This is a genomic window from Glaciimonas sp. OK215, assembly GCF_057787885.1.
Genome location: NZ_JBYMEG010000004.1, coordinates 48379 through 67901, shown reverse-complemented (window position 1 = coordinate 67901; position 19523 = coordinate 48379). Strand labels below are relative to the sequence as shown.

Annotated in this window: 23 protein-coding genes; 16 read left to right on the top strand and 7 right to left on the bottom strand. The window is 55.5% G+C overall.

The annotated features are described in order from the left end of the window. The first annotated feature begins 43 nt into the window (after nt 1–43). From AC3CHX_RS30845 to AC3CHX_RS30785, 13 genes are all read left to right on the top strand, one after another. Entirely contained in the window at nt 44–1030 is a 987-nt protein-coding gene (locus AC3CHX_RS30845; protein WP_488645319.1) for a 2Fe-2S iron-sulfur cluster-binding protein, read from the top strand. 17 nt (nt 1031–1047) lie between these two features. Then, the gene (gtdA, locus tag AC3CHX_RS30840) at nt 1048–2094 is read left to right on the top strand and encodes a gentisate 1,2-dioxygenase (RefSeq protein WP_488645318.1); all 1047 of its coding nucleotides are present in this window, start codon (nt 1048–1050) and stop codon (nt 2092–2094) included. Between the two features lie 21 nt (nt 2095–2115). Continuing rightward, nucleotides 2116–2814, top strand: a complete 699-nt coding sequence (locus AC3CHX_RS30835; protein WP_488645317.1) for a fumarylacetoacetate hydrolase family protein — start codon at nt 2116–2118, stop codon at nt 2812–2814. Between the two features lie 39 nt (nt 2815–2853). After that, entirely contained in the window at nt 2854–4116 is a 1263-nt protein-coding gene (locus tag AC3CHX_RS30830; RefSeq protein ID WP_488645316.1) for an aromatic ring-hydroxylating dioxygenase subunit alpha, read from the top strand. A gap of 2 nt (nt 4117–4118) precedes the next feature. Further along, entirely contained in the window at nt 4119–4592 is a 474-nt protein-coding gene (locus tag AC3CHX_RS30825; RefSeq protein WP_488645410.1) for an aromatic-ring-hydroxylating dioxygenase subunit beta, read from the top strand. Between the two features lie 8 nt (nt 4593–4600). After that, on the top strand, nt 4601–4915 hold the full coding sequence (locus tag AC3CHX_RS30820) for a non-heme iron oxygenase ferredoxin subunit (RefSeq protein WP_488645315.1): 315 nt from the start codon (nt 4601–4603) through the stop codon (nt 4913–4915). A gap of 76 nt (nt 4916–4991) precedes the next feature. Next, on the top strand, nt 4992–6077 hold the full coding sequence (locus tag AC3CHX_RS30815; protein WP_488629716.1) for an IS630 family transposase: 1086 nt from the start codon (nt 4992–4994) through the stop codon (nt 6075–6077). Nucleotides 6078–6141: 64 nt separating this feature from the next. Further along, nucleotides 6142–7314 carry an ABC transporter substrate-binding protein gene (locus AC3CHX_RS30810; RefSeq protein WP_488645314.1) on the top strand — a complete coding sequence of 391 codons (1173 nt, stop codon included), beginning with the start codon at nt 6142–6144 and terminating at the stop codon, nt 7312–7314. A 10-nt stretch (nt 7315–7324) separates the two neighbouring features. Next, nucleotides 7325–8245: a branched-chain amino acid ABC transporter permease gene (locus AC3CHX_RS30805; RefSeq protein WP_488645313.1), complete on the top strand. Its 921-nt coding sequence runs from the start codon at nt 7325–7327 to the stop codon at nt 8243–8245. Beyond that, nucleotides 8245–10026, top strand: a complete 1782-nt coding sequence (locus AC3CHX_RS30800; protein WP_488645312.1) for a branched-chain amino acid ABC transporter ATP-binding protein/permease — start codon at nt 8245–8247, stop codon at nt 10024–10026. Before AC3CHX_RS30805 ends, AC3CHX_RS30800 begins: the two co-directional genes overlap by 1 nt. Before the next feature lie 17 nt (nt 10027–10043). Further along, nucleotides 10044–10763 carry an ABC transporter ATP-binding protein gene (locus AC3CHX_RS30795; protein ID WP_488645311.1) on the top strand — a complete coding sequence of 240 codons (720 nt, stop codon included), beginning with the start codon at nt 10044–10046 and terminating at the stop codon, nt 10761–10763. Nucleotide 10764: 1 nt separating this feature from the next. Next, nucleotides 10765–11433 (top strand): maleylacetoacetate isomerase, encoded by a 669-nt coding sequence (gene maiA, locus AC3CHX_RS30790; protein WP_488645310.1) that lies wholly within the window; start codon nt 10765–10767, stop codon nt 11431–11433. A gap of 371 nt (nt 11434–11804) precedes the next feature. After that, nucleotides 11805–12893 carry a porin gene (locus AC3CHX_RS30785; RefSeq protein WP_488645409.1) on the top strand — a complete coding sequence of 363 codons (1089 nt, stop codon included), beginning with the start codon at nt 11805–11807 and terminating at the stop codon, nt 12891–12893. Nucleotides 12894–12995: 102 nt separating this feature from the next. On the opposite strand, the gene AC3CHX_RS30780 is transcribed toward AC3CHX_RS30785, so the two are convergent. After that, nucleotides 12996–13127, bottom strand: coding sequence for a hypothetical protein (locus AC3CHX_RS30780; protein WP_488645309.1), 132 nt, complete (start codon nt 13125–13127; stop codon nt 12996–12998). A 114-nt stretch (nt 13128–13241) separates the two neighbouring features. Here AC3CHX_RS30780 and AC3CHX_RS30775 point away from each other — a divergent pair, with 114 nt between their 5' ends. Together AC3CHX_RS30775 and AC3CHX_RS30770 are read left to right on the top strand one after the other, a co-directional pair. Continuing rightward, nucleotides 13242–14384: an ABC transporter substrate-binding protein gene (locus AC3CHX_RS30775; RefSeq protein ID WP_488645308.1), complete on the top strand. Its 1143-nt coding sequence runs from the start codon at nt 13242–13244 to the stop codon at nt 14382–14384. An 18-nt stretch (nt 14385–14402) separates the two neighbouring features. Next, on the top strand, nt 14403–14672 hold the full coding sequence (locus AC3CHX_RS30770) for a hypothetical protein (RefSeq protein WP_488645307.1): 270 nt from the start codon (nt 14403–14405) through the stop codon (nt 14670–14672). On the opposite strand, the gene AC3CHX_RS30765 is transcribed toward AC3CHX_RS30770, so the two are convergent. From AC3CHX_RS30765 to AC3CHX_RS30740, 6 genes are all read right to left on the bottom strand, one after another. Continuing rightward, nucleotides 14673–14819, bottom strand: coding sequence for a tautomerase family protein (locus tag AC3CHX_RS30765; protein ID WP_488645306.1), 147 nt, complete (start codon nt 14817–14819; stop codon nt 14673–14675). Nucleotides 14820–14830: 11 nt separating this feature from the next. Next, nucleotides 14831–15619: a 2-oxo-3-hexenedioate decarboxylase gene (gene dmpH, locus AC3CHX_RS30760; RefSeq protein WP_488645305.1), complete on the bottom strand. Its 789-nt coding sequence runs from the start codon at nt 15617–15619 to the stop codon at nt 14831–14833. Between the two features lie 53 nt (nt 15620–15672). After that, nucleotides 15673–16377: an alpha/beta hydrolase gene (locus AC3CHX_RS30755; RefSeq protein WP_488645304.1), complete on the bottom strand. Its 705-nt coding sequence runs from the start codon at nt 16375–16377 to the stop codon at nt 15673–15675. Between the two features lie 25 nt (nt 16378–16402). Further along, nucleotides 16403–17221, bottom strand: a complete 819-nt coding sequence (locus tag AC3CHX_RS30750) for a DODA-type extradiol aromatic ring-opening family dioxygenase (RefSeq protein WP_488645303.1) — start codon at nt 17219–17221, stop codon at nt 16403–16405. A gap of 16 nt (nt 17222–17237) precedes the next feature. Continuing rightward, on the bottom strand, nt 17238–17648 hold the full coding sequence (locus tag AC3CHX_RS30745) for a DoxX family protein (protein WP_488645302.1): 411 nt from the start codon (nt 17646–17648) through the stop codon (nt 17238–17240). An 86-nt stretch (nt 17649–17734) separates the two neighbouring features. Next, complete coding sequence (locus AC3CHX_RS30740) at nt 17735–18367, bottom strand: NADPH-dependent F420 reductase (protein WP_488645301.1); 633 nt, start codon at nt 18365–18367, stop codon at nt 17735–17737. 151 nt (nt 18368–18518) lie between these two features. Here AC3CHX_RS30740 and AC3CHX_RS30735 point away from each other — a divergent pair, with 151 nt between their 5' ends. Next, on the top strand, nt 18519–19436 hold the full coding sequence (locus AC3CHX_RS30735) for a LysR family transcriptional regulator (protein WP_488645408.1): 918 nt from the start codon (nt 18519–18521) through the stop codon (nt 19434–19436). The last annotated feature ends 87 nt before the right edge of the window (nt 19437–19523 follow it).

Genomic DNA, 19523 nt, shown 5'->3' with positions numbered 1-19523 from the left:
GCTGCCATACCTCATCAATTCCCCGAGCAGGGCAAGGCAGACCATGGAACTCGTTGTGCAACCGCTAGACCGCACCTTTGTAGTGGAACCAGGTTCAAACCTGTTGGAAACACTGCGTCAGCTCAATGTGCCGTTGTCTTACAGTTGCATGGCTGGTCGTTGCGGTACTTGCCGTTGCAAGGTGGTCGATGGCAATGTTCTCGAGTCGGGGAGGGAAGCCAAGATCACGAATCCGAACGATGGCCGCTATGTGCTGGCATGCATGAGCGTGTTGACGGAAAGCTGCACCATAGAAATTCCTGAGCCGGACGAAATCGTCACTCATCCCGCACGCATTATCAAAGCCACGGTAAGCGCGATTGAGGAAATGACGCATGACATCAAACGTCTGCGCTTGCGCCCGGCCAAGCCGCTGGCGTTTTCACCGGGCCAGTATGCAACCTTGCAGTTCACGCCCGAGCATATTCGCCCTTATTCCATGGCTTGCCTCAGCGACGGCGAGGAACTGGAGTTTCACGTCCGTCTGGTGCCCGACGGTCGCGTCACCGGCTACATCGCACAGAGCCTGAAAGTGGGAGATGCAATCCGCGTGAGCGGGCCATTGGGTACTGCCTATCTGCGTAAAAAACATGAAGGTCCGATGCTCTGTGTCGCGGGCGGCACCGGCTTGGCGCCGGTACTCTCGATTGTCCGCGGTGCGTTAGCTGCGGGCATGACGAATCAGATCCATGTCTACTTTGGCGTACGTTCTCCACAAGACATTTACGGTACGCGCTGGCTGCACGATTTGGCTGCCGCCCACAGCAATCTCCACGTTCACATTGTCGTCGCTACGGGTAATGAGAGCCCCGCCACACGCAATGGGTTGGTAACAGACGCCGTCGCTCAGGATTGGCAGACGCTCGCCGGGTGGCGCGTCTATCTATGCGGTGCTCCTCCGATGGTCGAGGCTGCGGCCCTGTTGGTCAAACAAAAAGGCGTATTGACAGAGCACGTCTACGCAGATGCTTTTTACGCTAGTGCCATTTAAATCAAGGAGCGAAACACATGCATGCACAAGCCGTATCCAACGATGTGCTCGACGAGCGCAAGCAATACTACAAGCGCATCGATAATTACAATCTGACGCCATTGTGGGAAGTGCTTGGCGCACTGGTTCCTAAAGCCCCTGTAACGCCCGTTACGCCTGCTATCTGGCGCTATGCGGATGTGCGCGACTTTGTCATGGAGGCGGGGCGGCTGATAACGGCTGCCGAAGCCGAACGCCGGGTACTGGTACTGGAAAACCCGGGCCTGCGCGGTCAATCATCGGTGACGCAATCGCTGTATGCCGGCCTGCAGTTGATTCTGCCTGGCGAAGTCGCCCCCGCACACCGGCACACGCAATCGGCATTGCGCCTGGTTCTGGACGGTGAAGGCGCCTACACCGCTGTGGACGGAGAGCGCACCACGATGCACCGCGGCGATTTCATCATCACGCCCGCATGGACCTGGCACGATCATGGGAACCTGGGCGATCAGCCCGTAGTCTGGCTTGACGGTTTGGACATTCCGACGGTGCGCTTTTTTGATGCCGGTTTTGCCGAGCATGGTGCCAGCGCCTCCCAGGCAACATCCCGCGACGAAGGTGATGCGCTGGCGCGCTACGGCAACAACATGCTGCCGGTGGATTTTCATCAAACTTCATCGGAGCCCACCAAGGTATTCATTTATCCGTTCGCCAAGACACGCGAGTCATTGCTCGGCATCTCCAAGGGAGCTGTCGATCCACACCTCGGCTACAAGTTGCGCTTTGTGAATCCCGCGACCGGTGCTTCGCCGATGCCGACCATAGGCGCGTTTGCCCAACGGTTGGAGGCAGGCTTCGAAACCAGACCTTACCGCTGTACCGATGGCACGGTATATGTCTGCCTCGAAGGTGAGGGAAGCGCTGAGATCGGCGGTCAGACAATCGACTTTATCCAAAACGATGTTTTCGTCGTGCCGCCCTGGCAGACGCTGCGCCTGCGAGCGAAGCACGACACTATTTTGTTCAGCTATTCAGATCGTCCCATTCAACAGGTCCTCGGCTTGTGGCGCGAAGAGAAAATTTAACCAATTATTTGGAGAGTCATCATGGAATATGCAGTTACCCCGGCACCTATCTACACACTGAGCGTGGCAGGTCAAAGCGCAGCGTTCCCGGTCAACCGGATTTTCTGCGTCGGCCGCAATTACGCGGCGCACGCGCGTGAAATGGGCAAGGATCCGGAGCGTGAAGCACCGTTCTTCTTCATGAAGCCGGCTTGCGCGGCCGTCGCCGCGGATGAAGCAGGCATCACCATCGCGTACCCGCCGAAGACAAACAATTTTCATCATGAAATCGAACTGGTCGTCGCGATCGGCACAGGCGGTGCGAACATCCCAATCGGGCAGGCCTTGCAGCATGTGTACGGGTACGCGGTTGGCCTCGATATGACGCGCCGCGACCTGCAACTTGACGCGCGCGATAAGGGGCGTCCGTGGGAGTTCGGCAAGTCGTTCGCGCAGTCCGCGCCCATCGGTCCGCTGCATCGCGCGGCCGACATCGGTCATCCCGCCTCGGCAGCGATTTCGCTGACAGTCAACGATGCGCCGCGGCAATCGTCCGATATCGACCAGCTGATCTGGTCAGTGGCTGAGGCCATATCCTACCTGTCGGAGTATGAAGTGCTGGAACCGGGCGACATCATCATGACGGGCACGCCGGCAGGCGTCAACGCGGTCAATCCGGGCGACGTCATGCGCGGCGCGATTACTGGGCTGGGCCAGATTGTCGTGCGCGTGGCGCAATGATGGCAATGCCACATATACACCGATAACAAGGAGATAGAGATGGGTGATATTCCTGTCGTGTTCCAGAAAAATCCGGTCTGGGAGGCAGAAGGATCAAGCCGGATTCCGTTTTGGGCTTATACCGACGAGTCGATATACAAGAAGGAGCTCGAGCGCTTCTTTTATCACGGCCACTGGTGCTACGTTGGTCTGGAGGCGGAAATCCCGCATCACGGCGACTTCAAAAGGACTGTCGTGGGCGAGCGCTCCGTGATCATGACGCGCGCCCAGGACGGTAGCATTCACGTTGTGGAGAACGTGTGCGCGCATCGCGGTATGCAATTCTGCCGCGAGCGCCATGGCAACAAGAAAGAACTGGTGTGTCCCTACCATCAGTGGAATTACACCCTGAAGGGCGATCTCCAGGGCGTCCCGTTTCGCCGTGGCGTGAAACAGGATGGCAAGATCAATGGCGGCATGCCGAAAGAATTCAGGACGGACGAACACAGCTTGAACAAACTCAAGGTCGCCACCAGAGGCGGCGTCGTGTTCGCATCTTTCGACCACGATGTGCAAAGCCTCGAAGGCTACCTGGGGCCGGACATGCTTGCTTATTTCGACCGCCTGTTTAGCGGACGCAAACTGCGTATTCTGGGCTACAACCGCCAGCGTATTCCGGGCAACTGGAAGCTGATGCAGGAGAACATCAAGGATCCCTATCATCCCGGCCTTCTGCATACCTGGTTCGTCACTTATGGCTTGTGGCGCGCCGACAATAAGTCCGAGCTGAAAATGGATAGCGAGTTCCGCCATGCCGCCATGGTGTCGACCCGCGGCGCCGCGGGCGCGAAGGAGGAAGTGACGGCTGGCGTCACGAGTTTCAAGGAAGGCATGTCAATCAATGACAAGCGGCTACTGGACATCGTGGTCGAGCCATGGTGGGGTGGGCCAACCGCCGTCATGCTGACCATCTTCCCCAGCGTGATCTTCCAGCAGCAGGTCAACAGCGTGTCGACGCGGCATATTCAGCCGAATGGAAAGGGTTCGTTCGATTTTGTATGGACACACTTCGGATTCGAGGACGACACGCCTGAGATGACCGAGCGCCGTCTTATTCAGGCGAATTTGTTCGGCCCGGCCGGATTCGTTTCGGCTGACGACGGCGAGGTCATTGAGTTCTCGCAGTGCGGCTTTGAGCAAAAGCCGTTTCATCGCACCCTGGCGGAGCTGGGCGGATATGACTGTGGCAACACCGATCACATGGTGACGGAGACGCTGATTCGCGGCATGTACAACTACTGGCGCAAGGTAATGGAGATTTGATGATGACTGATTTTCAAACCTATGTCGATTTGATGCGCCTGTATGCGGACTACGCATCGGTGGTGGACACCGCCGAATGGGACAAGTGGGTCGACTTGTTTACGGAAGAGTGCGAATACAAGGTGCAACCGCGGGAGAATTACGAGCGCGGCTTTCCACTGGCGACGCTGTCGCTCCTCAGCCGCGGCATGTTGAAGGACCGCGTTTATGGCATCCGCGAAACGCTGTTCCATGATCCGTATTACCAGCGTCATGTGGTAGGCGTGCCCCTGATCCTCAAACACGACGGCGACCTGATCGTCTCGGAAGCGAACTACGCGGTGTTCCGGACCAAGCTCAGTCAGGACTCGACCGTTTTCAACGTTGGGCGCTATCTGGACCGGGTGCGGATTACGCCCCAGGGATTGAAGTTCGAATCCCGGTTGTGCATCTATGACACCGAGATGATTCCCAACTCTCTTATTTACCCGATCTGAGGTGCGCAATGACGCAAAAATGGATAGACGTGACCGCGCGGGAAACAGTCGCGGACGACGATGTAGTCGGTATCGATGTAAATGGAAAAGAACTGGCGCTGTATAGCGTTAGCGGCGAGGTGTTCGCTACAGACAATATCTGTACGCATGGGCAGGCTCGCCTTAGCGATGGTTTTCTTGATGGCTGCGAGATTGAGTGCCCTCTGCATCAAGGCAAGTTCGATGTCCGTAATGGCAAGGCCTTGTGCGAACCGGTAAGCGAAGATATTCGTAGCTATCCCGTAAAGATAGAAGGCGGGAGGGTCTTTGTCGATCTAGTGTAGTGTTTCATTCTTGATGCTTCGTATTGAAATTACGCACTTAAAAGGCTATTCTTTCGTATCTGATAGGAGAGTGCCAGTGCGAATTGCGACCGAGCTTGTGTTGACTACCGAAGAGCATGCGGAACTTGCGGCGTTGATTCGCTCCGGTCTCACCAGTGTGAGGCTGGCGCTGCGCGCGCGCATTGTGCTGCTGGCGGCCGAGGGCGTGCAAAACAAGGACATTGCTGTGGAACTTGGCGTGGACCGTGGGCAGGTCAGGCGCTGGCGCGAACGCTACGCGCAATTTCGCCTGTCGGGCATTGAGCGAGATCTGCCGCGCGGGGCACCGCCGGTGAAGGTCGATGTTGCCCGCTTGGTTACGCTGACGACAGAGACCACACCCGAAACTGCGACGCATTGGAGCACTCGCAAGATGGCAGCCGAACTTGGTGTCAGTGCCGCCAGCGTATCTCGGCATTGGCGAGCCAAGGGTTTAAAGCCGCACCTTGTGCGCGGCTTCAAAGTTTCGCGCGATCCAAAATTTGTCGAAAAGCTCGAAGATGTAGTGGGGCTGTATTTGTCGCCTCCCGAGCATGCGATCGTGTTGTGCTGCGACGAGAAAAGCCAAGTGCAGGCACTTGATCGCACGCAGCCGGGCTTGCCGCTGAAGAAGGGGCGCGCAGCGACCATGACGCACGACTATAAACGCAATGGCACGACCACCCTGTTCGCCGCGCTGAACGTACTCGATGGTCAAGTCATCGCCCAATGTCAGCAACGCCATCGTCACGAGGAATGGCTACGCTTCCTTCGCAAGATCGACCGTGAGACACCGAAGGGAAAGACGCTGCACCTTATCTGCGACAACTACGCCACGCACAAGCATCCCAACGTGCAATCATGGCTCGAAAAACATCCGCGCTTCAACATGCATTTCACGCCGACATCGGCATCATGGTTGAACATGGTGGAGCGGTTCTTCCGAGATATTTCGGAGAATCGCCTCCGACGCGGGGTGTTCACCAGTGTGCCGGAATTGACCGCAGCGATTGAGCAATACGTCGCTCATCACAACGCCAATCCGAAGCCATTCATCTGGACCGCAACGGCCCGCGACATCCTACAAAAAGTGATTCGCGCAAACAGCCGATTAAGCGGCAAACAGAATGCAACACTACACTAGGTTCTATCTTCACGAACTAGTTTCAAATTGCTGAAAAATTATATTAATAGAATAGGAGACAAGGATGAATTCCCAGAAATTTGCGCCGGCTTTCATTGCAGGGATTATGTTGAGCGCCGCCTCTTTAGTTTCGGCACAGGTAAAAATTGGTCTGTCTGCGCCGCTCTCTGGAAGCCAAGCGTCGGTGGGACAGGACCAGATTGACGGTTTCATGCTCGCAGTTGAACAGCTGGGCAATAAGCTCGGCGGGCAAACGGTCACTATCGTCAAGGAAGACGATCAACTCAAGCCGGAAATCGGCATCCAGATCACCCGGAAGTTTTTGGACAAGGACAAAGTCGACGCGATTGTCGGCCTTGGTTTCTCTAACGTTCTGATGGCGAGCCTGAAGCCCATCGTTGAATCGGGCACTGTGGCCATTGCGACCAATGCGGGTCCGTCACCTGTTGCCGGCGCATCTTGTGCGCCCAATGTCTTTTCTGTGGCCTGGCAGAACGATGGGGCGGCCGAAGCGACGGGGAAATATATACAGGATAAAGGCCACAAAGGCGTGTACCTGATGGCGCCCAACTATCAGGCAGGCAAAGACATGCTGGCTGGATTCAAGCACTTCTACAAAGGCCGGATTGTCGATGAGGTGTATACGCAAGTCGGGCAGAGCGACTATTCAGCAGAAATCGCGCAGCTGCAAGCAGGCAAACCTGACGCCGTGTTTGCTTTCTACCCCGGCGGCATGGGCGTCAACTTTATCAAGCAACTCAGTCAGGCCGGGCTGCTTGGAAAATTCCCAAATTATTCGGTGTTTACCGTAGACGGTACGACCATGCCGGCCTTGCGTGATGCAGCTGTGGGCACTATCTCGGGAGCGATGTGGGATGCCACACTGGACAATCCGGAAAACAGGAAATTTGTCGCTGCATTCGAGGCAAGGTACAAGCACACGCCGAGTGAGTACGCTGCAACGGCTTTCGACGCTGCACAGCTTCTTGATGTCGCGATTCGAAAAGTAGCCGGCAGGACGTCGGACAAGAAGGCGTTTGCTGCGGCAGTCAAGGCATCTGGACAAGAGTTCCGCTCTGTGCGCGGTCCGTTCCGCTTTAATAACAACAATTTTCCTATTCAAAATTATTACGTCTTTCAGGTGGTGAAGGAGTCTGGCAAGCCCGCTGTAAAGCTGCTTGGCACGCCGCTTCCTGAGCATAAGGATGCCTACTACACCAAGTGCCAATTAAAGTGAGGGATAGATCATGGCGTTGAATCTTGTTCTTCCACAGCTATTAAACGGATTGCAATACGGCGTCCTTTTATTCTTGCTTGCGGCGGGCCTCACCTTGGTATTTGGCATCATGCGTTTTGTGAATCTGGCGCACGGCTCGCTGTATATGATGGGTGCATATTTTGCTGCAACGGCCTATGGTCTAACCACGTCCTTCACCTTCGCGGTCCTGGCCGCTGTCGGTGGTTGTGTTGCATTGGGATTCGTCCTTGAGAAGCTTGCCGTATCCCGCTTGTACAGCCGGGATCACCTGGACCATGTGCTGGCGACGTTTGGCATGGTGCTGTTCTTCAATGAGCTTGTTCGGATTGTCTGGGGACCCCAGCCTTATTTTCTTCCCGTGCCGACTTTCCTGGACAGCACTGTAAACCTGTTTGGAATCAGCTATCCCGCCTATCGGTTTGCGATCATCGTTGTCGGTTTATTGGTTGCGGTTGGCTCATATCTTCTGATGCATCGAACGCGGCTGGGAATGCTGATACGGGCGGGAGCAAGCAATCCGAAGATGATCGGCGCCCTGGGCATCAACATCAAGCTTCTTAATGCACTGCTGTTTAGCCTGGGAGCCGGATTGGCCGGTCTGGCGGGAGTAATGGCCAGTCCTATCCTATCCATTCAGTCGGGTATGGGTGAGCCTGTTCTGATAACGGCGCTGGTGGTCATTGTGATCGGAGGAATCGGCTCTGTGAGCGGCGCGTTTTACGCGGCGCTTATTGTCGGAATAGCGGATACCTTAGGACGTGCGTTTCTGCCTATGCTGCTGCGGGAAATGATGAGCCGGGAAATCGCCAATGCAGCCGGTCCGGCGCTGGCATCGATGCTCGTCTATGTACTGATGGCGATCGTACTTGCCATTCGGCCGCAAGGTCTGTTCACGCCATGGAGAAACTAATGCCACGTCCAATATCTTCGTCCAGGTTAAGCGTTCTGGTACCTCTGGTTTTGCTGGCGGGTCTCGCGGCCGTTCCGTTTGTGGCCTATTTCATGGGCCAGCCATTCTACGTCAGCTTCTTTGCCCGCATCATTATCTATGCGATTGCCGCCACTGCGCTTAATCTCGCCATAGGTTATGGCGGTCTGGTCAGCCTGGGGCATGCCTTATTTTTCGGCTTGGGTGCCTATAGCGTAGCGATCCCAGCTTTTTATGGCATCGATAGCGGCTGGATACATCTGCTGCTGTGCATCACCGTTTGCGCCTTGGTAGGCCTGGTTACCGGGGCAGTCAGTCTGCGGACTTCCGGCATTGCGTTCATCATGATTACGCTGGCGTTCGCGCAGATGGGTTACTTCGTGTTTGTGAGCCTCAAGCAATACGGCGGCGACGATGGCACTACCATCTCTCTGACCAGCAAGTTCTTTGGTGCAGATCTTGGCAGTGCGAACACATTGTATGCGACCGCATTCATCACGCTTTGCCTTGCGACATGGTGGATGGCGCGCATGCGCGTTGCGCCTTTTGGCATGGTGCTGCGCGGCGCCAAACAAAATGCGCGTCGAATCAATGCGGTTGGCCTGCCCAGCAAGCGATACCAGCTGTCCGCTTATGTGCTTTCAGCTGTTTTATGCGGCGTAGCTGGTTTGCTGTTTGCGAATCTAAACGCTTTTGCATCGCCAAGCAGCATGTCATGGACCGTTTCCGGAGACTTGATTGTCATGGTTGTTCTGGGCGGAATAGGCGCTGTCTTCGGACCGTTGCTGGGTGCGTTGGCGTTTCTCGGACTGGAAGAGATCCTGAAAATGTTTACCGAGCACTGGATGGTGATTTTCGGCCCGATCATTGTCCTGGTGGCGCTGCTAGGCAAGGCAGGAATTGTGGGCCTTCTTGAAATGCTGGATGGTCGGAAGGGCTCGCACAATGACGCGGGCAAACACTTGGTAAGCAGTTCCACGCACGCACACACACAGTGCAGGAGAGCAATGATGACGACAAGCCTGCTACGCACCGAGTCATTGGTCAAACGTTACGGCGGCATTCTGGTCACGGATAATGTTTCGCTGGATATCCGGCCAGGTGAACTCCACGCGATTATCGGCCCAAACGGGGCCGGCAAAACGACCCTCATCAATCAGCTGTCCGGTGAACTTCCATCGAATGGCGGCAAGGTACTATTTTCCGACATAGACGTGACAGCATTGCCTATTCATCGCCGCGTACAGTTGGGCTTGTTACGTTCCTATCAGATCACCTCCATCTTTGAGGAATTCACGGTACAGGAAAACGCAGTGCTTTCTGCGATGGGCGCGAAGGAACACGCGTTCCGTTTCTGGCAGCCTATGTTGCAGCGTAAACAACTGGTGCGCGCTGCGGATGACGCCCTGCGGGCAGCGGGTCTGGCGCATCGGGCACATGTACCGGCAGAGGACCTTGCCTATGGCGAGCGGCGACAGCTTGAATTGGCGATGGCATTGGCCGCACAGCCAAAATTTCTTCTGCTCGACGAGCCGATGGCCGGCATGAGCGTGCAGGAATCCGGCGCCGTGGTGTCTTTGCTGAAGAGCTTGAAGGGGCGCTACGCAATTTTGCTGATCGAGCACGACATGGATGCCGTGTTTGCGCTGGCAGACCGGATTACTGTCCTTGTTTACGGCAAGGTGATGTTCACTGGAACGCCCGAAGAGATCAGAAATCACCCCGAGGTGAGAGCCGTGTATCTCGGTGAAGAAGAAATATAAGGTTCAAGGAGATATTCATGAGCACATTACTTACGGTTGACGATCTGCAAGCATCCTATGGGCATGCGCAAGCGCTTTTTGGCGTGTCTTTTGAGGTCAAGGCCGGGGAGGTGGTTACGCTTCTCGGTCGTAACGGCATGGGGCGCTCCACGACCATTAAATGCCTGTTTGGCTTGCTTCCTGTCAAAGCGGGTTCCATCGCCTTCTCGGGCAAATCTATTCACAATTTCCCTTCGCATAGCATTGCCAGACTGGGCCTGGGCCTGGTACCCGAGGGTCGCCAGATATTTCCCACTCTTTCGGTCGAGGAAAATCTGATTGCTACCGCACGTGCCCCTCGACATGCGAAAGATCGTCTTCAAGAGTGGACTCTGGATCGCGTCTACGGCTTCTTTCCACGTCTTAAGGAAAGGCGCGGCAACCAAGGCTGGCAGCTGTCCGGCGGAGAACAGCAAATGTTGGCGATCGGTCGCGCACTCATGACTAATCCGCAGTTGTTGGTGCTGGATGAGGCGACAGAGGGTTTGGCGCCGCTGATTCGTACCGAAATCTGGGATGTGTTGAGCGCCCTGAAGGGCGAAGGATTAGCGCAGATTGTCATCGACAAGAACGTTGGAGCCTTACTGAAATTCGCTGACCGTCACTATGTGATGGAAAAAGGGAAAGTGGTCTGGAACGGAAGCTCCAGCGCTTTGCGGGCAGAGACGAACATTATTCATCAATATCTCGGAGTCTAAGATGGACGAAAACAAGAACGACGAGCGGGTCTTGCACAATTACTTCCGCAGCTCATCGTCATACCGTGTGCGTATCGCGCTGAATCTGAAAGGGTTGCCCTTTGAGTATGCGGCAGTACATCTCAACCGCAACGGCGGTGAACAGTTTCAAGCTGAGTTCAAAACATTGAACCCACAAGGATTGGTCCCCGTTCTCAGGGATCAGGGTCTGCATGTCAGTCAGTCCCTCGCCATTCTCGAATATCTTGAAGAAAAGTATCCCGAGCCGCCATTGCTGCCACAAGCTATCGAAGATCGGGCCTATGTGCGTCAGTTGGCTTTGGCGATAGCTTGTGAGATTCATCCGATCAATAATCTGCGCGTACTCAAATTTCTCACCGGGACTTTGGGCCTATCGGAAGAATCCAAAAGCATGTGGATAAAGCACTGGACAGAAATTGGCCTCTCGGCCTTGGAAGCCGAGCTGGCACATTCCACAAAACGCGGAAGATTTTGCTTCGGCGATGTGCCAACCATTGCGGATTGCTGTCTGGTCCCGCAGCTGTTTAATGCACGACGCTTTGCCATCGATTTAAGTCCGTATCCAACCCTGACGGCCATTGACGCCGCGTGTCAAGAATTGCCTGAGTTTCAGCGCGCTCATCCTCAATGCCAACCTGATAGTGAATGATCTGTGTGCCCGTTATCTGTCGCGTTGTTTTGAATTTTCATGGCTATGTTGTGCGTTGGGTTTCCTGCGTCAACGCGACCTGTAAATCAATACCAATCGTCATAACCTTTCAGGACGTTGTTGAACAAATCGAACTATCGGCGAAAAGAAGGTAAGCGTTCGACCAGGTCATCTGGGTCTACGCCACGTTGATCGCAGCACAGAGTTCGACGAAGAACAAAGAACAATGAAGACGAAATGCGGGTTAATTCTTTACACCTCTCGGCATACATCGAGAAAACATCAATAAGGAGGCTGCACTTAAAACACTGAATGCCGTAAAAAAAACAGGACATACAAAAGTCGTTTTAAAACAATCAGGAGACAGGATGATGAAAAAAATAGTATGTGGTGCAGTGGCGGTTTCGGCAGTGCTTTGTTCTACCGGAGTGTTGGCGCAGTCGCAGGTGACGATGTATGGGATCATCGATACCGGCGTTGAATATGTCACCCATGTCAACGCGGCCGGCGATTCGGTAGTGAGAATGCCGTCGCTGACCGGTTCATTGCCTTCCCGCATCGGATTCAAAGGCACGGAGGACCTGGGCGGCGGTTTGCAGGCCTTGTTCGTTTTGGAAAGCGGCTTCACGACCGATACCGGGGGCATGGGGCAAGGCAACCGCCTGTTTGGACGCCAGTCGTATGTCGGCCTGAAAAATGCTTACGGCACCATCATGCTGGGGCGCCAAGTGAATATGACTTACGTCGCTGCGCTCAAGGCAGATGTGATGGGGCCGAATATCTTTTCCATCAGCAGTCTTGATTCGTATCTGCCGAATGCCCGCAGCGATAATGCGATCGGGTACCTTGGCACATTCTCGAATTTCACGCTGGGCGCAACCTATAGTTTCGGGCGCGATGCCTCGTCTGCCGGCGGTCCGGCTGCGACCGGTTGCGCCGGCGAAGTCGCGGGCAATGCGAAAGCCTGTCGTCAGGTAACCGGCCTGCTGGCGTACGACAGCACCTCGTTCGGCATGGCAACTGCCTACGATATTCTTTACGGCGGTCCGGGCGCCGCTGCCGGCTTGACCAGCAGCAGCTTCAGCGATCAGCGTATTTCGCTGAATGGGTATTTCATGCTGGGTCAGACCAAGATCGGCGCCGGCCTGGTTGATCGGAAGATAAAAACAGCTGCCGATACCCATTCCGATTTGTATTACCTCGGCGCCAGCTATCCGTTTGCCGATAGTTGGGTGCTGGATGCACAGGTTTCACGCCTGAACGTCAAGGATACCAACAAGGTCTCTACCTTGGGAGTCGCGCGCGTGACATACAACCTGTCGAAACGCACGGCGTTGTATACCTCGCTTGGTTATATCCGGAATGCCGGTTCGGCAGCGGTCGCACTGGATGCCGGCGGTACCGTGGGTGCCGGCTTGAATCAGGCCGGTGTCATGACCGGCATTCGCCACACGTTCTAAGCAAGCACAAGGTCTGGGCGCTCTGGTCTGTGCCTGTCTCTCCGGATATGTGGGTCCGGAGGGACGAATCAAAAGATATCTCTCCCGGCGGCATGCAAGCGATCAAGGCCTCAGCACCGTCAATTCCTGCGAGCTTTTCAGCATGACCGGTAAAAACTCTTCTTCCAGCCAGAATGCCGTTGGGTCAATACCTTGCCGGGTAATCTCAAAACAGCTCTGAGTGGGATTTATCATGCTTTCGATTTTGAAAAATATGGGTAACGTTATCTGGCTGAATTTCAATATCGTTTCAATGCTGTATCGCGGCAGTGCCAGCGAGCCGTGATCTATCAAGACAAGAGGAGCGTCATGTTTTCAAGAGCATTCTTTATCGCGTTGTTCAGCCTCTCCGCCAGTGCCGCGGCGGGCGCGGATGACATTGTTATTACGCAGGTCGCGTCTGCGACCCATCCTGTCTCACGAGAAAATGCCAAGGGTGCGGCCGTCGGATTTGAGGCTTTCTTCGCCAGGATCAACGCCAATGGCGGTATTAACGGACGCAAGGTCGTGCTGGATGTCCGTGACGACCACTTCAGTCCTCCGCAAACCGTCAGTCTGGTAAAAGAGACGATCAGCGGATCGAAATCGTTGGCACTGTTCGCGACTGTCGGTACCGCCAACCTCGCGGAGCTGATCAAGAGCGGCACGCTGACCGCCAACGACATGGCCCTGGTCGGGCCGATCAGCGGTTTGCCGGTGTTGCTGGGGGCGCCCAATGTGTTCCCGGTGCGCGCCAGCTACATCGACGAGCTGCGGCAGATCGTCAAGCACTCGCGCACTATCCTTCGCAAACGGGCGGTTTTTCTGCACCTTGAGACGCCGCTCGCCGCTGACCTTGCCAAAGAGCTGACGATTGGCATGGGGGAAGACGGCAGGCAACTACTCGACAGTATCGCCATCGCTCCGGTGCCCGAGGCCGGGCAAATGAAACAAAACGTGCTCAAGGCGGTCGGCAAGGCACTCGCCGGTTCACCCGACATGTGCGTCGTATTCGGCCCCGGTAGCATCGGACCGGCCGTTATCGATGCCATGCGTGAGAAGGTCGGCCAGCGCGTGACGATTTACTTGATGTCGAGCAGCAGCGCGGACGATATCATCCGGATGTCGGGTGTCCAGAACGCCAATGGTGTCATCATTTCGCAGGCCTTGCCGTTGCCGACCGACGCCGGAAACCGCAGCGTACGACAATATCTGGCCGACATGAAGAAGTACGCGCCGACGGAGAAGGTGTCCCATCTGACGCTGGAAGGCTATCTAGGTGCGCGCATTCTTTACGAAGGCATCAAGAGGGCGGGTTCCAACCTGACCCGCGCGTCTCTCCTTGCCAGCCTCAATTCGCTCGGCAGGTTCGACATTGGCGATTTCGAAGTGAATTACAGCGCAGACCGCAAACACGGCAGCACGCTGGTCGATATGACACTCATCAATAAATCCGGTTATCTCATCCATTGATCCATCGTGGCGAAGGCCATGGATGCAGCCTGCGATTTGTATTACCTCGGTTGGCTATATCCTTCGTTTTCGCCATCAGCGAGCGGAGCCGTTGCGGCCAAAGAGCATGGCCTCGATTGTTTGGCATTATTGCCATTGCATTTGTCACGGCGTGTGGTCGCGGTTGGCGTTAATTCACCGGTGAAACATCTTAAGCAGCCTGTTCTGCTGTTTAACAGCGAACGTGCTCATCTGGTCAAACTGCTGCAAAAGATATTTTTGGCACACTGCGACGGATGCCAACTGTAGTCACCGCACGACTTCGTTTCGCACGGTCCATTTGACGTCGGCGCCAACACCCATGAAAATACCGTGATCAATAGCGTGGGTTTCAATCACGTTGCGTTTACGCTCTTCGGTGCGCCCGTCAAGTGTGTAGATTTGTGCGCATGGCATAGATTCCTTCTTTATACAAATCGCATACTGGTCTCGCCCATCCCTTGTCCGCGTAGTGTCACAAAATCGCCTGCCTGGACCGACACGGCTTCAGTGATGCCACCCGAGAGAATAAGACTACCCGCCGGAATGCTCTCCCCACGCGCGTTCAGGTGGTTTGCCAGCATGGCTATTGCAGCAGCGGGGTGTCCCAGCACGGCTGAACCGTCGCCAGACGCAACAACCTGTCCGTTTATCTCCAACACGATACCCACCGTGCGCAAATCCACGCCCGACACCGGCATTGACTGGCCGCCCACCACGAAGCGAGCTGCTGAGGTGTTGTCTGCCACCACGCTTTTTAGATCAAACTTGAAATCACGGTAGCGACTGTCAATCACTTCAATGCCCAACATCACAAAGTCGGTGGCGGCCAGCACATCATCGATTTGGCAATCCGGACCGCGCAATTCGCTTTTCGTCACAAATGCGATCTCGGGCTCAACTTTGGGATGAATCAATGCGCTCACACGGCACTCGCCACCGTCCGTCAAGGCATAGTCATCGGTCAAGAAACCAAACACGGGCGAGGTCACGCCCATTTGTTTCATTTTGGCATGCGAGGTGAGGCCGGCCTTGGAGCCAATGATGCGACTGCCGCGCGCGACTTTACGTAGACGGATTGCGTCCTGGATGGCATAGGCGTCGTCCCAATCCATCCCGGGATACTCGGCGGTAATCATGGTAGTGTCCTTGGCTTGGAGCTGGCAGTCTTCCAACTGTTCAGCCAAGGCAGCAATTGTTGTAATGTCGAGTTTCATTTGGTTCTAAATCAAAAGTTCTGCGTCGTATGGCGCTGTAGCGCTGACGGATGTCAATTTCCGTTGCCCGATTCTTTTAATAGACCATCAAGCCATTCCAAAAAATCGGTTTTCATGGCCAAACTGATGCCATGGTCAATGGGGTAAAGATGCGTGAGATGCGCCACACCCAATTCGCCCAACAATTGGTCCGAGCGTTGCGCCCACATCACTGGCAGCTTGGTATCAAACTCGCCATGGCCGATAAAAGCGCGCAGGTTTACTAGCCGCGCTTTGTCGGCAATATGGGGGGTGAGCTCGGGCAGGATGCGCCCAGACAAAATGCCAAAGCCCGCGACGCGTTCGGGTGCGCTTAGGGCCACACTTGCACTGAGGATGCCGCCCTGGCTGAAACCAGCAATGACCGTGTTGTGCACCGAGATGCCATACCGCGCCTGCACCTTTTGGACAAAATGGATCAAGGCCTCCCGGCTGCTCTCGGCTTCTTCAGCCACGATGCTGGGGCCTGCCTGGGTGAATGCAACCCTGAACCAGGCAAACTGCTGCGCCCCCAGTTGCAATGGACCGCGCGGGAAGATCACCAGGGTTTGTGGGTCTATGCCCGCGGCAAAGTCGATCAAGTTCGTCTCATTGCCACCGACGCCATGCAGAAGGACCACACACCGGGTGGGATTGAGCGGCACCGGTTGCCGCACCCGATAAGACAGGCCCAGGTCGGCATCCGTGTGCAGGTTTGGAGTGGATGGGATTGTGCTCATATTGTAATTTCCTTCTATGTTCAGACTATGGCGCCACTGAAACAGCGGCGGGCTGTGGCATGCCCCAGACATACGAATCCATGGATAGTACGCCGTGGGTGATACCACCATCAATGGCTTGTACGGTATCGGAATCGCTCTGCGCGCCCAGCGCTACCAGCAAAGGAAGGAAATGCTCTTCCGTTGGGTGCGCCCTCTCGGCATGCGGTGCTTCGGTGCGGTATCGGATGATCTGACTTGTCGCGTTGGCAAGCACCGCATTGTGTACCCAGGCGGAGAATTCCCTGACATATGCCGCTGGTGCACTGCCCGATTGGCGGAACTCAAAAAGGTTGTGCGTCATGCTGCCGGAAGCGACGATAAGCACGCCTAGCTCACGCAGTGGCGCCATGGCCTGTCCCAGCTTCACAGCCTGCAGACTGCTCAAGTTGTGGGGCATGGATACCTGAAACACCGGAACATTCGCTTTGGGCAGTAGGTACATCAATGGAACCCAGGCACCGTGATCGCGTCCGTGCTGCGCATCGAGTTCCGTCGTAAAGCCCGCTGCGGTCAGCAACTTGGCTGCCTCTTTGGCTAGTTCCGGCTGACCCGAGGCAGGATACTGCAATGCATACAGGCTGGACGGGAAGCCGCCGAAGTCATGCACCGTCCCGGGCTGTTCGCTGCTCATCACCTTCACGCCATGTGTTTGCCAGTGTGGCGATACCACCAACACTGCTTTAAGTGCAGGGAGCTGCTCGCCCAGTTCGTGCAGGCGGGGGCCAAGCACTCCGGGCTCCATGGCAAAGGTGGGGGCGCCATGCGAGATAAAAAATACCGGCGCTTGAGTAGTGGATGTCATGTTGTTTCCGATTCAATCAGCGGTCGTTGCGCGCATCAACACTCCATTCACCCGCACCATTGGCAGCCAGCGCCAGCAAGCCGGCGACCACTGCGATGTTCTTGAAGAACAGCAGTTGTGTGACGAATGCCTGGTCAGCAGGCGCTCCCCAATAGGCGTGGAAGAAGAAGCTCGCCACCAGCGTGAACGCCGCCAGGACCAAGGCCGCAAAGCGTGTGCCGAATCCTGCCAGTAGCGCCAGGCTACCCAAAATTTCAACGGTCAGCGCCAACGCTGCACCGAGGGTGGGAAGTGGCAGGCCCACAGAAGAGATGTAGCCTACGGTTCCGGCGAAGCCGGTCAGCTTGCCGATACCTGCGGGAAGGAAGAACGCGACGAACAGCAGGCGAGAAGCCAGGGTGAGGCTATTTTGAACAGACTTTGACATGATGATTTCCCAAAAAATGAAATGAACTAAATGATTGATTTGGCGGGATCTCCGCAGGGCTTGGCTCTTGCAGAAATTCCGTCTTTTTAAGCGCGTTTGATCCAGGTGGGCGCAATGGAAGTGCCCAGACCCGCGCCGTAGCCCAGATAAATGTTGAAGCCGGCCACCGGTTCCAGGTAGCGGGCATTCTTCAGGCCACCGGCATCCATTGTGGCAAAACCCATACTCTCGGCCAGCGCCTTGGCAGTCTGCCTGCCACGCTCGCTGTCACTGGCAATAAACACCGAGACGGTCTGGCCGTTGCCAAAATCAGCGCCGTCCGACAGCACCTGTGCAAACACCGTGTTGAATGCCTTGACAACTTCAGCGCCCGGAATGGCCTTGGCGATTTCTTCGGATGCAGAGGTGCTGTGACCCAGGGTCAATCCCATATAATCGGCAGTCAGTGGGTTGGTGATATCGATGACGACCTTGCCTGACAAGTCGCCCACGCTCTTCAATGCACCAACGGCATCGTCGTAGCTGGTTGCCAGCACGACCACGTCGGCAGCTGCCGCCGCGTTGGCTGCAACAACGGCAATAGCGCCTGGATTGGAAGCAGCCACAGTCTGTGCTTTTTCCAGATTGCGGGCGGTTACGGTGACCTGGTGGCCAGCGCGGGTGAGTTGTTTGACGAAGGCTGAGCCCATGTTGCCGGCGCCAATGACTGTTACTTTCATGACGTTTCCTTTTTGTTGGTTGAACTTGTCTGTTTGCAAATACTGCATCGGCGCAACGGAATGTTTTGCGGTGCATGGGATAGACTGTATTGATTCTTTGAGAGAAGATAAATACCGAAAATTCAGATTTATTGTTTCACCAGGAGGGACAATGGACCGATTCCTTGAAATGCAGACTTTCAATGCGGTGGTCGATGCAGGCAGCTTCGTCAAGGCGGCAGACGCTTTGGATATGTCCAAGGCCGCGGTATCGCGGTATGTGGTCGACATGGAAACCCGCTTGGGAGTGCGGCTACTGCACCGCACAACGCGGCGGCTATCTTTGACCGATGAAGGGCAAGTTTTTTATGCCCGCAGCAAGGAGCTGCTGGCAGAACTGCAAGAGGCCGAGGATGAAATCACTTCGCGCAGGGACGCCGCAAGTGGCTTATTGCGCATCAATGCACCATTTACCTTTGGCATTCTTCATCTGGCCCCACTATGGGGCGCGTTCAAAGCCCAACATCCAAAAGTAACACTGGACGTGACACTGGCAGATCGCCTGGTCGATTTGGTGGAGGAAGGCTACGACGTCGCCATCCGCATTGCCACGTTGGAAAGCTCAACTTTGGTGAGCAAGCGACTGGCGACCACCCGCATGGTGCTCTGCGCATCACCGACCTATCTGGAGCAACACGGAACGCCCACGCATCCGGCTGATTTGGTGCAGCACTCGGTTATTTCCTATAGCTATTGGGCAACCAAAGACGAATGGCGGTTTAACGGACCAGAGGGCCCCGTGAGCGTCAAGACCAACCCGTGCATCCATACCAATAATGGTGATACGTGCCGGGCCGCAGCATTGTCACATCAGGGCGTGATCCTGCAGCCTACTTTCCTGGTCGGAAAGGATTTGTCAGACGGCACCTTGGTTGAGTTGATGCCGGAGTTTCGGTCAATCGAGTTGGGTATCTATGCGGTCTATCCCACGCGCAAACATGTCTCGGCCAAAGTGCGTGCACTCATTGAGTTTCTGGCGGCCAGTTTTGCCGGCCGTGGAGCATCATGGTTGACAGTGCCCCATGTGTAGCCAACTCAGAAGCCAACTCAGGATAGGAGGCGGGCAAGATGCTACCTCAGGATTGAGGCCCTACGATCAACTCGCGTCCCATGAATT